The organism is Sedimentitalea nanhaiensis DSM 24252, from assembly GCF_000473225.1.
GTDB lineage: Bacteria > Pseudomonadota > Alphaproteobacteria > Rhodobacterales > Rhodobacteraceae > Sedimentitalea > Sedimentitalea nanhaiensis.
In genome coordinates this window covers 134,408-147,339 of sequence record NZ_KI421510.1, presented here as the reverse complement: position 1 = coordinate 147,339, position 12,932 = coordinate 134,408, and the positions used below count along the sequence as shown (strand labels likewise).

At 62.6% G+C, this 12,932-nt stretch carries 14 protein-coding genes and 1 pseudogene; 9 read left to right on the top strand and 6 right to left on the bottom strand.

Going from position 1 to position 12,932, the window contains the following annotated elements; all coding sequences use genetic code 11:
• The first annotated feature begins 13 nt into the window (after positions 1 to 13).
• Entirely contained in the window at positions 14 to 1,180 is a 1,167-nt protein-coding gene (locus NANH_RS0124430) for an acyl-CoA dehydrogenase family protein (RefSeq protein WP_036051588.1), read from the top strand.
• A gap of 84 nt (positions 1,181 to 1,264) precedes the next feature.
• On the opposite strand, the gene NANH_RS0124425 is transcribed toward NANH_RS0124430, so the two are convergent.
• The 3 genes from NANH_RS0124425 to NANH_RS27235 are packed head-to-tail and all read right to left on the bottom strand — an operon-like array spanning position 1,265 to position 4,564.
• A complete protein-coding gene (locus NANH_RS0124425) occupies positions 1,265 to 2,428 on the bottom strand; it encodes an acyl-CoA dehydrogenase family protein (protein ID WP_027264382.1) in 1,164 nt (387 codons plus the stop codon).
• A gap of 4 nt (positions 2,429 to 2,432) precedes the next feature.
• Positions 2,433 to 3,308: a GntR family transcriptional regulator gene (locus NANH_RS0124420; RefSeq protein WP_027264381.1), complete on the bottom strand. Its 876-nt coding sequence runs from the start codon at positions 3,306 to 3,308 to the stop codon at positions 2,433 to 2,435.
• Positions 3,305 to 4,564, bottom strand: coding sequence for a CaiB/BaiF CoA transferase family protein (locus NANH_RS27235; RefSeq protein WP_071974357.1), 1,260 nt, complete (start codon positions 4,562 to 4,564; stop codon positions 3,305 to 3,307). The genes NANH_RS0124420 and NANH_RS27235 overlap by 4 nt, the downstream gene beginning before the upstream one ends.
• 218 nt (positions 4,565 to 4,782) lie before the next feature.
• Here NANH_RS27235 and NANH_RS27230 point away from each other — a divergent pair, with 218 nt between their 5' ends.
• From NANH_RS27230 to NANH_RS0124390, 4 genes are all read left to right on the top strand, one after another.
• The gene (locus NANH_RS27230) at positions 4,783 to 5,376 is read left to right on the top strand and encodes a TRAP transporter small permease (RefSeq protein ID WP_083545805.1); all 594 of its coding nucleotides are present in this window, start codon (positions 4,783 to 4,785) and stop codon (positions 5,374 to 5,376) included.
• Positions 5,373 to 6,659, top strand: a complete 1,287-nt coding sequence (locus tag NANH_RS0124405) for a TRAP transporter large permease (RefSeq protein ID WP_027264380.1) — start codon at positions 5,373 to 5,375, stop codon at positions 6,657 to 6,659. Before NANH_RS27230 ends, NANH_RS0124405 begins: the two co-directional genes overlap by 4 nt.
• Before the next feature lie 62 nt (positions 6,660 to 6,721).
• Positions 6,722 to 7,768, top strand: a complete 1,047-nt coding sequence (locus NANH_RS0124400) for a TRAP transporter substrate-binding protein (RefSeq protein ID WP_036051585.1) — start codon at positions 6,722 to 6,724, stop codon at positions 7,766 to 7,768.
• A 395-nt stretch (positions 7,769 to 8,163) separates the two neighbouring features.
• A complete protein-coding gene (locus NANH_RS0124390) occupies positions 8,164 to 8,343 on the top strand; it encodes an SDR family oxidoreductase (RefSeq protein WP_027264377.1) in 180 nt (59 codons plus the stop codon).
• A gap of 96 nt (positions 8,344 to 8,439) precedes the next feature.
• Here NANH_RS0124390 and NANH_RS29635 read toward each other — a convergent pair.
• Together NANH_RS29635 and NANH_RS29630 are read right to left on the bottom strand one after the other, a co-directional pair.
• Positions 8,440 to 9,057: pseudogene (locus NANH_RS29635) on the bottom strand (CoA transferase).
• A 43-nt stretch (positions 9,058 to 9,100) separates the two neighbouring features.
• Positions 9,101 to 9,625 (bottom strand): CoA transferase, encoded by a 525-nt coding sequence (locus tag NANH_RS29630; RefSeq protein WP_250637868.1) that lies wholly within the window; start codon positions 9,623 to 9,625, stop codon positions 9,101 to 9,103.
• Positions 9,626 to 9,874: 249 nt separating this feature from the next.
• Here NANH_RS29630 and NANH_RS0124380 point away from each other — a divergent pair, with 249 nt between their 5' ends.
• The 4 genes from NANH_RS0124380 (at position 9,875) to NANH_RS29135 (ending at position 11,703) form a co-directional block, all read left to right on the top strand.
• On the top strand, positions 9,875 to 10,681 hold the full coding sequence (locus tag NANH_RS0124380) for an ABC transporter substrate-binding protein (RefSeq protein WP_071974356.1): 807 nt from the start codon (positions 9,875 to 9,877) through the stop codon (positions 10,679 to 10,681).
• Positions 10,682 to 10,693: 12 nt separating this feature from the next.
• A complete protein-coding gene (locus tag NANH_RS0124375; RefSeq protein ID WP_133119767.1) occupies positions 10,694 to 10,990 on the top strand; it encodes a hypothetical protein in 297 nt (98 codons plus the stop codon).
• 117 nt (positions 10,991 to 11,107) lie between these two features.
• A complete protein-coding gene (locus NANH_RS29140) occupies positions 11,108 to 11,464 on the top strand; it encodes an ATP-binding cassette domain-containing protein (protein ID WP_198952313.1) in 357 nt (118 codons plus the stop codon).
• Positions 11,446 to 11,703 (top strand): ATP-binding cassette domain-containing protein, encoded by a 258-nt coding sequence (locus tag NANH_RS29135; RefSeq protein ID WP_051372688.1) that lies wholly within the window; start codon positions 11,446 to 11,448, stop codon positions 11,701 to 11,703. The genes NANH_RS29140 and NANH_RS29135 overlap by 19 nt, the downstream gene beginning before the upstream one ends.
• Before the next feature lie 74 nt (positions 11,704 to 11,777).
• On the opposite strand, the gene NANH_RS0124365 is transcribed toward NANH_RS29135, so the two are convergent.
• The gene (locus NANH_RS0124365) at positions 11,778 to 12,932 is read right to left on the bottom strand and encodes an acyl-CoA dehydrogenase family protein (protein ID WP_027264374.1); all 1,155 of its coding nucleotides are present in this window, start codon (positions 12,930 to 12,932) and stop codon (positions 11,778 to 11,780) included.

Here is a 12,932-nt window from a genome sequence, read left to right as displayed (position 1 = left end):
AAGGAGACGAACCATGGAAAACGTGATCGCCGCCGCTCAGGCAATCTATACAGATGAGCAACGCATGTTGCTGGAAAACTTCCGCAAGATGGCCGAGGCAGAGTTCGCGCCGCTGGCCGAGAAATACGAGAACCTCGGCCACCCCCCCGATGCGAAAACCCTGAAGTCCCTGTTCGCCAAGGTCGAGGAATTCGGGCTGATCAGCGGCCTGATCCCCGAAGAGGACGGCGGTGCCGGAATCGACCGCATGACCTATGGCATCCTATACGAGGAACTGGCCCGGATATGGGCCGATCTGGCAATCGCGGTGCTGATTCAGGGTCATGCCGTGTTCGCGGTCAACCTCTTGGGAAATGTGGCGCAGAAAGAGGCCTATCTGAAGCCGCTCCTGCGCAGCGAACGGATCTGTGCCACCTGTATTTCCGAACCAGAGGTCGGTTCGAACGTACGCGAGGTCAAGACACGTGCGGACCGCGAGGGCGATAAGATTTTCGTCACTGGCCAGAAGCTCTGGATTTCCAATGGGGCCCAGTCGGATTTCGCCATCGTTGTCTGCAATCTGGACGACGGTATTTCCATGGTCATCGTCGACCGCGATACCGGCAACTACGAGAGCCGCGAATTGCGCAAGCTGGGGCTTGTCGGTGCATCGACCTGCGAATTGTTTTTCGACCGTGCCGAAACCAGCGCTGACCATGTTCTGGGTAATGCAGGCGGCGGCCTGTTCCAGACATTGAAACTGTTTGAGAGCGCTCGCGTGTTTGTCGGCCTGACGAGCATTGGCATAGCGCAGGCGGCGTTGGAATGTGCCGTCAAATATGCGCAGGATCGCCAACAACATGGTAAGCCGATCGGCGGGCACCAGTTGATTCAAGGCTACCTGGCCGACATGGCCACGCACCTGGATGCCGCGCGCCTGTTGTGCCAGCGCGGGCTGCAACTTCTGGACCTGGGCGTGCGCTGTGACACCCAGACCTCGATGGCGAAATGGTATGCAACCGAAATGGCCGTCGAAATCGCCGGCAAAGCGGTGCAGATCCACGGCGGCAACGGCATCACCAAAGAGTTCCCCGTTGAACGGCACTTCCGCAATGCAAAGGTCATGCCGATTCCCGATGGCACCACCGAAATCCAAAAACTGGTCATCGGGCGCAACCTGACCGGGCTTAACGCGTTCTGAAAAGGGCCTTGGCCGCCCCACCGTCGGCGCTCGTCAGCGTCGAGGGTGGGCACGACCCGGAGTGATCGCGATACGGGCGAAGAGTCAGTAGGACTTGGGCATCCCCAATGCCTTCTCGGCCACGTAGGAGAGGATCAACTCCTCGCTGACCGGCGCGATGAAGTTCAGTACGCTTTCGCGAAAGTAACGCTCGACGTGGTATTCCTGCGCGAAGCCAAAGCCGCCGTGGGTGCGCACCGCGCGGAATGCCGCTTCGTAGGCCGCCGAGCCGGCGAGGTTGCGCGCGGTATTGGCCTCCAGCCCGCAGGGCTTGCCCTGATCGTAAAGCGTGGCGGCTTTGTAGGTCATCAGTTCCGCCGCCTGAAGGCGCATCCACACCGAGGCCAGCGGATGCTGGATCGCCTGGTTCTGGCCGATTGGACGGTCGAAGACGACGCGTTCGCGCGCATAGGCGGCCGCCTTTTCCAGTACGTACATCCCAAACCCGACCGCAGCCGCGGCGACAATGATCCGCTCGGCATTCAGCCCGTGGAGCAGGACCTTGAAACCCTCACCTTCCGCGCCGATGCGGTCCTCTTCGGGCACCTCCAGCCCATCAATGAAGATAGCGTTGGAGTCGACCGCCTTGCGGCCCATCTTGGCAATTTCATGCACGTCGATCTTGCTGCGGTCGAAATCGGTGTAGAACACTGACATGCCGTCGGTCGGTCGCTCGCAGTCCTCGATGGGCGTGGTCCGGGTCACCAGCAGGATGTGATCTGCGCGCTGTGCGGTCGAGGTCCAGACCTTGCGCCCGTTGACCACATACCCACCGTCTTCGCGTCGGCGCGCAAAGGTCGAGATATGCGTGGTATCAAGGCCGGCGTCCGGTTCGGTTACGCCGAAGCAGGAGCGGTGCTCTCCGCGGATCAGAGGCGGCAGCATTCGAGCCTTCTGTTCGTCGGTGCCGAAGCCGACCACCGGTTGCAGCCCAAAGATATTGATATGCACCGCGGAACTGGCCGCCGCGCCGTAACGCCCGATCTCCTGCATGACCAGCGATGCCTCTGTGATACCCAGGCCCGATCCGCCATACTGCTCTTCCATCGTGACGCCATAGAAACCGCCCTTTGCGATCTCGGCCGCAAAATCTTCGGGGAAGGTCCCGGTTCGTTCGCGTTCCAGCCAGTAGGCATCGTCGAAACGCGAGCAGATCCTGGCCACCGCGTCGCGGATGGCCCGTTGCTCTTCGGTGAGATCGAAATCCATGCGATCACTCCTTCTTCTGACGTGGGTGTGGTTCGCCCGAATGCTCGGGCGGGGCGGGTTCCGCCATATGCGGGCGCCAGGAGCCGGGATCTCCTGTGGCGAGATTGCCGAACTGGCGCTCGGCGGAAAAGACGTCGCTGCGGATCTGCACGAGGTGAGCCATGACCGGGCGGCCTTCGGGATCGAACAAGCGCGAGACCACATGGGCCACCGGCTCGCTGAGGGTGATGCCCAACAGGTGCGCGGTGGCGATGTCGGCCCGAACGATGGTGATGATCTGGTCGCCCGACAGATCCGTCATGCCGGTGTGGTCGCGCAGCAGTTGCGAATATAGCTGCGTTTCGTCAGCGCCCTCGGGCAGCATCTCGAAATAGCGTTGCGGCAGCCACAGATCGACCAGCGAATACGGCTGCTGCCCGGCGTGATGGCGCTTGCGCACATGAACCAGCGGCGTTTCCATCCCCGTCAGGTCGCGGCCAAGATCGGGAAGCTCCTTACAGGGCGCACGCGACAATATATCTATACGCACCTGTGCCCCGAGCGTCAGCGGATCGTAGGCGGGCGCACGTGGCTCGCTCTCCTCGGCCGCCGCAGTCACGAAGGTGCCCAGTCCGCGCGTGCTGTCGATCATGCCCTCATTGCGCAGAACCCCAAGAGCCTGGCGGACGGTTTCGCGCGCCAGGCCGTATTCGTCGCGCAGGGCCGGAAGGGTTGGCAACTGGCTGTGTATGGGCCAATCGCCGCAGCGAATCTTTTCGCGAAATAGGCTTGCGAGCTTGAGATACAAGGGGATGCCGTCACGCTGCCGAAGCAGTTCCCTGGCCGAGCCTTCCTCCGGGCGGGGACAGTGGCCGACGCCGGTGGTCCGGGTGCCGCTCAAGGCTGGTCGCCGGACCGAGGCACCGCTCCTGTCAGACCGTCGTTTACCGACGAGTCCTGCTCGGGTTGCACAACGACACCGGCCTTTATCAGTTGAGCAACCCTTTCCGGTGAGAAGCCGAACTCTTCCAGGATCGCCGTGCCCTGTGCGCCAAGGGCAGGTGCCGGAAGATCGGGGCCCATCTCGACGCCGCGCATCGTATAAGGGCTTCGGACCCGGCGCATCGGCCCCTGCTGGGGATGGTCATAATCTTCTATCAGGCCAACGGCGCGGACATGCGGATCGTCGGGCAGGTCCTCCATCGCCATCACTGGGGCATTGGGAATATCGAGGGCATCGAACAGCGCCTGCCACTCTGCGGTGGTCCGCTGCGGCAGGATATGCGTTACAACAAGTTCATAGAGTTCGGGAAAATGCCGCTGTGCGGTCGCCGCGTCGGTCATCATGGGGCCGTCGGCCACGTCGTCGCGACCCACAGCACGCAGAAACCGCTGCCATTGATCGAATTTGTAGATCCCGTGCGCGATGAAACCGTCGCTGGTTTGCGCTGGTTTGCGGAATGGACTCATGACCCGCGCATAGCCGAACCCGCCTTCCGGAGGCCGGAAGGCCGCCCCGTTGAAATGCTGGCTCAACATCACCGATATCATCGTTTCGAACATCGGCGTTTCGATGTAGCACCCTTCGCCGGTGGTGCGCTGCCGGAACAGGCCGGCCAGCATCGCCTGACCCAGCGCCAGCCCGGTGATCTTGTCGGCGGCCACCATCGGCACAAAGGCGGGGGCACCTGCGTTGCGCCCGTTGGCCTCGGCCAGACCCGACCGGGCCTGAATCAGGTCATCGAAGGCGGGCAAGTCGGCATAGGGCCCGTCCTGCCCGAACCCGATCGCGGCGCAGTAGACGATGCGCGGATTGACCTCCCGCACGGCGTCATATCCAAGACCCAGCCGCTCGATCGCAGGCACTCGCATATTGTGAACCACGATGTCCGCCTGACTCAGCATCTCCAGCAGCGCCGCACGCCCTTCGGGGGATTTGAGATCAAGCGCAATGCTGCGTTTGTTCCGGTTCACCGCCATCCACTGAGCGGTCATACCCGGCACGCGCGAGGCGCCGAGGCGCCGATAATAGTCGCCTTCCGGCGCTTCGACCTTGATCACATCAGCGCCGAAATCGCCCAGGAACTGGGTGGCGTAGGGGGCCAGGAGAATATGGCCCAGCTCTACCACGCGCACCCCGTCGAGCATTTGAAACATGATTCCCCCCCCCGGCACCGGATCGGCTGCACCGACCGCACGCTACAAAAGACTAAAAGACTGTATTGCTAGTTTTTTTGCACGGGGAGCGTTGACATGCAAGGGGGCCTTGCTAAGTTTGGCGCCACAATGAGGCTAAGGCGGCTCGTTTCCGGCGTGGAAATCGCCGATGGAAATGGCCCGAAATAGCGCCAAGAAAAAGGGGGGGGGTGGCCGCAATGGAACCGCCGAAGAAAAGGGGGGGCGCGCGCGGCCTGTTGGCCGTTTCGCGGGGGCTGGCCGTGCTAGAGACCGGGTTTGCGGCGCTGGCCTGTGTCGCACTGGCGGTGATCATGCTGATCGTGGTCGTGGATGTTGCGATGCGCTACGCGCTTTCGATGCCACTGGGCTGGTCCTACGACCTGATCGGTCTCTACCTTGTGGTCACGGTATTCTTCCTGATGCTGCCCGACACACTCCATCATCACGGGCACGTGGCAATCGATCTGTTCCAAAACATACTTCCGCGACGGGTTCGCCATCTGGGGCAGGCGGTGGGCTATGCTGCAGGGGCAGTTGTCATGGCGCTGATCGCGTTCGAGGCCTGGGGCCGCTTCCAGAGCGCCTATGCCGGGCAGGACCGGATCGCCGCGCTGGTCCCATGGCTGACCTGGCCGGCCTATCTGGTCGTCCTGATTGGCACCGCGCTGCTGACGCTGCGCCTGATCTACCGGGTGGTCGGGCACGCGTTTTCCATCTTCTCGCGCCACGATCTGGTTGAAATGCCGCCCCCGCCCGAGACCACCGCGCTCCAAGGGGAGGACGTCCTGTGACGGTGGCTCTGGTAATTGCGCTTCTGGCCGGGCTGCTTGTGATCGGGCTGCCGGTGGCCTTGGCAATGGCGATTTCGGGGTCTGTAGGGCTCTATCTGTTCGGCGGCATGGCGGTACTGGGCGGCATCCTGAAGACTGCACCCCTAAGTACCGCGAATTCCTACGAAATCATCACCATCCCGATGTTCATCCTGATGGCCGAATTCGTGATCATCTCGGGCGTGGCGCAAGATCTCTTTCGCGCTGCAACCATTTGGGTCGGCCGTCTCCGCGGCGGCCTGGCCATGGCTACCGCGGTAGCCGGGGCGGGCTTTGGCGCGATCTCGGGGTCGAGCACGGCAGCGGCGGCAACGCTGGCATCCACTTCGATCCCGGCGATGATCGACGAAGGCTACGACCCCAAGCTGGCCAGCGGCGTCGTGGCGATTTCGGGCACACTGGCGATGTTGATTCCGCCATCTGTGGCGCTGATTCTCTATGGGATCATTGCCGATGTCTCGGTCGGACAGCTGCTGGTGGCGGGGGTGATACCGGGGATTCTGGTCGCTCTGACCATCATGGCCACGGTCGCGGTTCTGGTGCGGATTGATCCCTCGGTCGCGCCTGCCGGCCAGCCTTACAGCTTTCGCGATAAATTTGCGTCGCTGTCGCGTGTCGGGCCAATGCTGCTGCTGTTCCTGGCCGTCACCGGCACGATCTACTCGGGCATTGCCACGCCGACCGAGGCATCGGGGATCGGCGCCTTCGGCGCGATGCTGCTGGCGCTGCACGAGCGCAAACTGGGATTCAGCCAAGCCTGGGGTTGCCTGAGACGGGCGGCGCAGACCACCTGCATGATCCTTTTCGTGATCCTCGGCGCGCATATCTTTGGCTATTTCTTCACCCTCACGCGGGTGACCAACGATTTGACCCAATGGATCGGCGGCCTTGGTATTTCGCCGATGGGGGTGATGGTGGTGATCCTGATCATCTACGTCTTTCTGGGTGCCTTCATGGACCAGATCGCCATCCTCATCCTGACGGTGCCGGTGCTTTTGCCGCTGGTCCTGTCGCTGGGCTTCGACCCGATCTGGTTCGGGGTGATCGTCGTGGTGACGGCCGAGGTCGGCATGGTCACTCCGCCGCTGGGCATGAATGTCTTTGTGGTGGCCCGATATACCCGGCGACCCTTGGGCGAAATCTTTCGCGGGACGTTTCCGCATGTTCTGGCGCATTTGCTGGTGATCGCGTTGCTCACTGCATTTCCCGTGCTGGTGCTGTGGCTGCCCTCGACAATGAACTGACGACGTCGGCCTGCGCAATAGCGCCAGTCCATAACCCTAAAAGACAGGAGGAGAATGAAATCATGACCAGAATATCCAAATTCCCATCGCCCTTACGGACAGCGGGCTGGGCCCTGAGCGTTGCCTTGCTACCGCTCGCCGTGCAGCCGGTTGCAGCGCAGGAGATCGAACTGCGCGCGGCCGACAGCCTGCCCACCGGCCATTACATTGCCCAGAGCCTGATCGAACCTTTCATGGAACGGGTGAGCGAGCGGACCGGGAAAACCGAGTTCGCGTACTTCCCGGCTCAGCAACTCGGCAAGGCCAAGGACCTGCTCTCGCTGACCCAGACCGGCGTGACCGATATCGGCTATGTCGGCCCCTCCTATGTCAGCGACAAGATGCCCCTTTCGGCGGTCGGGCAGTTGCCCGAGGCGTTTTCGACGTCGTGTGAGGGCACGATGGCCTATTGGGAGATCGCCAAGCCCGGCGGCGCGCTAGACCAGGCCGAATTCGCGCCGAACGGCGTGCGCCTGCTGATGGCGATGGTGCTGCCGCCCTACAACCTGCTGACGTCGAGCCGTGAGATCACCGGTTTGGACAGCATGGACGGCCTGAAGATCCGCAGCACTGGCGGCGCGCTTGACCTGACCGTCCAGAAAATCGGCGGCGTGCCGGTGCAGATGCCGGCGCCCGAAGTGCGCGAGGCGCTGTCGCGCGGGACGATCGACGCCGGGCTCTTCCCCTATCCCAGTGTCACCCCTTACGGAATGGAAACATTCCTTGACTGGGGTACGCAGGGGATGAACTTTGGTTCCTTTGTCGCGACCTACGTGATCAGGCAGGAAAAGTGGGACAGTCTGCCCGAAGACGTCCAGCAGGCGATCACCGAGATCGGCGAAGATTTGACTAGGGAAGGATGCGAAACTGCCGACCGCCAGAACCTTGAAGTCAAGCAGCAGATCGCCGAGGCGGGCGTGACCTTCGTTGACCTGCCCGCCGGAGATGTCGAAAAGCTGAACCAGATCCTGTCGACGGTTGGGTCCGAATGGGCCGAGCAACTCGATGCCCAAGGCAAGCCCGGAACCGAGATCCTGGAAGCCTTCCGGTCCGCGCTGAAAAGGAACTGATACCAGATCGTGGTCGGCCCGGCTCCTGTGTCGGGCCAGGCCACCAAAAACGCGCAGAAGTCAGCCGGTGGGTGCATCTGAATCCTGCCCTTCGACACTCAGCCTGGTCGTCCGTTATGCAGCTGAAGTCCGGGCGAGCCGTGCATACGTTCGGCCACATTGATCTGGCGTAGATGCGCCTCGCCGGTCCCGATCTCGGCGACGAGTTGATGCGCGAACGGCGCGGGCGAATTGGGTTTCGGCGATATGGCGCAGATGGGCGGCAGCGAGAGTGTCCGACCTTTTGTGTATGACTGATCCGGTCCATGCTTCATCGAAAGGACGCATGAATGACCATCTCGAAAGAAATCCTGGATGGATAACGTACAGGATCTTCCGCACATTTGATTCCGGCGATGGTTCCTTTCAGACTGGCTGACCCGGACGGTCAGAAGGATATACTTGGGACAACGATCATGCAGCGCCCGGCCCAACCGGAAGAAGTAGCCGGGGCGGTGCCGTTTCTGGCGTCCGACGAGGCATCCTATATGACCGGATCCGAAATGGTGGTCGATGGCGGCTATACCGCGCAGTAAAATGGGCGGAGCCGGAAGCTTGGGACAGGCGGGTCCGGTTGGCCGCGAACCGATCCTGGCCAGCCGGGCACCGGCTGCCCGCCTGGCCTGGTTCCGTCAGGCGTCGGCGCGCGGAAGGCGGATTTCGGACAGAACCTCCTCCGTGTGCTCGCCCAGCCGCGGTGGCAGCCGGCGCACCCGGCCGGGGCTGTCCGAGAACTGGACCGGTATCCGGAGCGTCACGACGGCGCCCTCTGTCGGGTGCTCGTGGCGCTCGAAATACCCGGTTTGAACCAGATAGGGATCAACCAGCAGATCCTCCAGGCTGTTGGCCGGTCCATTCGGCACGTCGGCCGCGTCGAACCGGCGGCGCCACTCGGCGGTTGTATTCCCCGCGATTGCCTCGGCGAGGAACCAATATAACTAGTCAATGTGATCGGTGCGCAACTCTGCTGTGGCAAATCGTGGATCGTCGCGCAGCTCGGGCCGGCCTATGGCGTCGAAGAGACGCAGCCACTGGTTGTCCATCGCCGCCATCACACAGATGTGCCCGTCCTGCGTTGGATAAGGCCGATGATGGGGCGAGAATACCCGGCTGTAACCCATGCCCAGATCGGGCCGGTCGAGCGTTGCGCCCCAGAGATGCTCGATCAGATTGAAGTTGACCATCGCATCCATCATCGGCACGTTTACCTGCTGCCCGTGGCCGGTGCGCTCGCGCCAGACGAAGGCCATCGCGATGGACGATGCCTGGATGTAACCGCATAGTTGTCGGCGATTACCGTGGGTAATAGCGCGGCTCATCGGTGGCCCGGGCCATCATCCCGGCTACGCCGCTGGCGCCCTGGATCACATCGTCGAAAGCAAGCCAGTCGCGGCGCTCACCATCCAGCCGGAAGCCAGAAGACGAGGCATGAATGATGCGGGAATTGACCGCGCGGATCGCCTCGTAGTCGACGCCCAGCCGTTCGGCGGCGCCGGGGCGTATCGAATGCACCAGCACGTCCGCGGAACGCACCAGATCAAGGAGCGCGGCCCGCGCGTCGGGTTTCTTCAGGTCGAGCACGACCGAGCGTTTGTTGCGGTTTGTATTGAGGAACAGTGCCCCCATCTTCGGGTTGCGCGACGGTCCCACCTGGCGTGTGTAGTTGCCGTCGGGTGACTCGATCTTGATGACGTCGGCCCCCATGTCGCCGAGGATCTGGATCGCCACCGGTCCAAGCACGTTGACCGAAAGATCAAGCACCCTGTAACCCGCAAGCGGTCCGTCCCCCTCGGCTGGCTGCTGCGGCTGACTGTCCATTTTCTTTTCCCTTTGCGGTATCGCACCCTTCGAGTCAGCAATGCGCGCCGTAGTCTGGCGGTCAGTCGACCCGCGACCCAAGGGCGCAGCGCCGCGAGCGAAGCTTGCGATCGCTGTATTGCTGTTCTGACGGCGTGCGTGGTCGTGGCGCTTCCGTGACGAACTTGTCCCATAGGGCCTCCTTCCATTCCTGCGAAAGGATCACACCATTAAACCGTGGGATCAAACACCTAAGCCGAAGAAATCGTGATGCCGGCGATCGTCGCCATGTCGGGAGCGATCGCCGTGACCGGACAGGATGCGCAAAAGGGGATCGCAGTTGCCCTTGAGCACATCAACGCCGATGGCGGCGTCGCCGGTCGGCCGCTGAAGATCCAACTTTACGACACACAGGGCAATCCCGGGGTGGTGCGCCAGGTGATGGAGCGGTTGACCCGCCTCGAGCGGGCTCCGGTCATCCTTGGCTGCGAGATCAGCGCAGGCACATCGGCTGCGGCGCAGTTCGCCGAGCAGGCGCGGGTTCCTCACCTGAACTCGCCGGCGGTGTCGGCCGAGCTCCTCGAGCGCGGTTACAAATGGTATTTCTCCGATCAGATCACAGCCGATACCGAGGCGGCCACGGTCGTGGAATTCTTCGAACACCTGATGACGCAAGGCGACGTCGTCCCGGCGTTGCTTTATGAAGACAGCCCGCGCGGCGCCGGAACCATCGAGCGGATCGAAGTTCTGCTGGAGGAGCGGGGCATCGAGATCGCCGCCAGCGCGCCGTATTCGCGCAGCGATCGCAACCTTCTGCCGCCGGTCAAGCGGGTGCAGACATCGAGTGCCAACATGGTGATCTGGGCCGGCTACACCGAAGATGTGGTGACCAAGCTCCAGGCAATGCAGCAGCATGACTTCAAGCCCTACATTGTCGGAATCAGTGGCGGTCCGGTTGATGTGCGCACCCCGCAACTGGTGGACAGGGGCTTCGTCGAGGACGTCAATCTCAGCACGGTGGACTACTTAAATCCCGACATGGACCGCGCCCAGCGTTTTGTGAAGGCTTACGAGTAACGGCACGGCATCGTGCCGTCAAGCTATGCGTCGATGTGCAACCGCGGTGTCTACACGCTGAAGGCCGTGCTGGAGAAGACGCTTGAGTCCGGCCAGAAACTGACGACCGAGAACCTTCGCGCCGCCATCCTTAAGATCGACATCCCCGGCGATCAGCTGATCTCGCCGTTCTCGCGGATCAAATTCGACGAACACGGCAGGAACGTCGGATCGCAGAACCTGATCGCGCAATGGAAGAACGGCGGCACGAAAAAGGTCACGATCTGGCCGCCAGAGGTGGCTGTGGAAGAGCCCAATCCTCTGAACTGATGCGAAAACTATAACCGGGGCCCAAGATGAAGCTGTCGATCGAGTCTCTCGTCTCCGGTTACGGTCTGCTCGACGCGCTCCACGGCGTCAGCATCGAGATCGGCCGAGGGCGAGGTCGTGGCTGTGATCGGACCGAACGGCGCGGGCAAATCCACCCTTCTGCGCACGATTTCGGGCCTTGTGGCCGCCCGTTCCAGAGCGATCCGCCACGATGGCAAGGAAATCGGCGGTTTTGCCGCCAGCGAGATTCCGCGCCTCGGCCTCGTCCATGTTCCTGAGGCGCGGCACGTCTTCGGGTCACTCACGGTCGAGCAAAATCTGATCGTGGGTGCGAGCGCCGCACTCGACGCGAAAGACCGAAAGGACGCCCTTTCCGATGCTGAGCCAGAAGGCCCGCGAACTTGCCGGAGGGCTCTCAGGCGGTCAGCAGCAGATGCTGGCGATCGGGCGCGCTTATGGCCCGGCCCAGCATGATCATGCTCGACGAGCCGTCGCTCGGCCCCGCGCCTCTGATGGTCGAGCAGATGTACGAGGCCCTCGACGGTCGGCGCCGCACCGGCCTGAGCATTCTTCTGGTGGAACAGGATGTCTACATGGCGCTGGATTTCGCCAGCCGCGCCTATGTTCTGGAAAACGGGACAATCGCCCTCGCCGCAGCCTCTGACGTCTTGCGCCACGACGATCACGTGCGCCGTTCGTATTTGGGAATCTGACCCGCCCTGTGCCCGCATTCCGCCTGCCATTCAGACCGGCAGCGGCGACAGACCGTGCGCAAACTGCGGACCGATCAGCCCCGTAGCGCCGAGATGCCCAGGGCCCCCTGTGCCAGAAGCAGCGCCTGAAGCTGGTTGGTGCCTTCAGCGATCGTGAGATGTCGCACATCGCGATAATAGCGCTCGACGGGGAAATCACGGGTGTATCCGGCCCCGCCGTGCACTTGCAGGGCAGTCTCGCAAACCCGCAGAGCCGTATCGGAGTTGTGACGCTTGGCCATGGAACAGGCCCGGCCGCGATCCGGTGCCCCGCGATCCAGCGCGTCAGCGGCCCGGCACGCCAGCAACCGCGAGGTTTCCACGCCAGTCAACATATCTGCGATCATCTGCTGGACCAGTTGAAACCCGCCGATCTTGCGTCCGAACTGTTCTCGCGCGCCCGCATATCGCAGCGCCGCCTCATAGGCGGCAATTGACAGGCCCAGGCAGGTGAAAGAAACGAAACAGCGCCCCACGTTCAGATAATGCTTGGCGATGGCGAACGCCTCGCCCTCGGCGCCGATCAGGTGGTCTGCGGGCAGCAATACGTCCTCAAACAGCAGCTCGCCTAGCGGGCATGAATTCATGCCCATGCTGCGGACCTCTCGGGTTGAAAACCCTGCTGTTCCCGCCTCGACCACGAAGGCCGATACCTCCGCGCGTTCGCCGTCGCCCGACCGCGCGAAAACCACCCCGAGATCGGCCCCGGTCCCGTTGGAGATATACAGTTTGCGTCCGTTCAGCCGCCAGCCATCACCGTCGCGCCGGGCCCGTGTTTCCACGTTGCTGGCGTCCGAGCCGACGTTCGGCTCGGTCAGCGCAAAAAAGGCTGTCTTGCGACCCGAAACCAGATCGCCCAGCCACCTTGCCTGTTGCTCCGGCGTTCCATGCTGCGCGACGATCATCAGGACAAGGTTCGACGTGCTGACGATGCTGCGCAGCGACGGCCATACCTGAGACAGCTCGCACAGCAGCGCGCAATATGTCAGATAATCAAGCCCGGCACCGCCTTGCGCCTCTGGCAAAAGACCGCCCAGCAGGCCGAACTCGCCCATCTTCTGCAACACTTCGGGCGGCGGCGGACGGTGGGCATCCTCGTGCGCCTCGACCAGGGGCGCCACCTCGGCGTCAAGGTATTTGCGGAAGCTGCGCCGCGCCGTTTCCTGCCAGTCGTCCAGCTCAAACTGCAT

Bases quoted from the DNA above. Each gene is read 5' to 3' on its own strand.
- NANH_RS0124425 (WP_027264382.1), bottom strand. From the start codon at position 2,428: ATGGATTTCGATCTCACCGAAGAGCAACGGGCCATCCGCGACGCGGTG.
- NANH_RS0124390 (WP_027264377.1), top strand. From the start codon at position 8,164: ATGGTTCCTTTCAGACTGGCTGACCCGGACGGTCAGAAGGATATACTT.
- NANH_RS27230 (WP_083545805.1), top strand. From the start codon at position 4,783: ATGGAACCGCCGAAGAAAAGGGGGGGCGCGCGCGGCCTGTTGGCCGTT.
- NANH_RS29630 (WP_250637868.1), bottom strand. From the start codon at position 9,625: ATGGACAGTCAGCCGCAGCAGCCAGCCGAGGGGGACGGACCGCTTGCG.
- NANH_RS27235 (WP_071974357.1), bottom strand. From the start codon at position 4,564: ATGTTTCAAATGCTCGACGGGGTGCGCGTGGTAGAGCTGGGCCATATT.
- NANH_RS0124430 (WP_036051588.1), top strand. From the start codon at position 14: ATGGAAAACGTGATCGCCGCCGCTCAGGCAATCTATACAGATGAGCAA.
- NANH_RS29135 (WP_051372688.1), top strand. From the start codon at position 11,446: ATGGCCCGGCCCAGCATGATCATGCTCGACGAGCCGTCGCTCGGCCCC.
- NANH_RS0124400 (WP_036051585.1), top strand. From the start codon at position 6,722: ATGACCAGAATATCCAAATTCCCATCGCCCTTACGGACAGCGGGCTGG.
- NANH_RS0124365 (WP_027264374.1), bottom strand. From the start codon at position 12,932: ATGCAGTTTGAGCTGGACGACTGGCAGGAAACGGCGCGGCGCAGCTTC.
- NANH_RS0124380 (WP_071974356.1), top strand. From the start codon at position 9,875: ATGCCGGCGATCGTCGCCATGTCGGGAGCGATCGCCGTGACCGGACAG.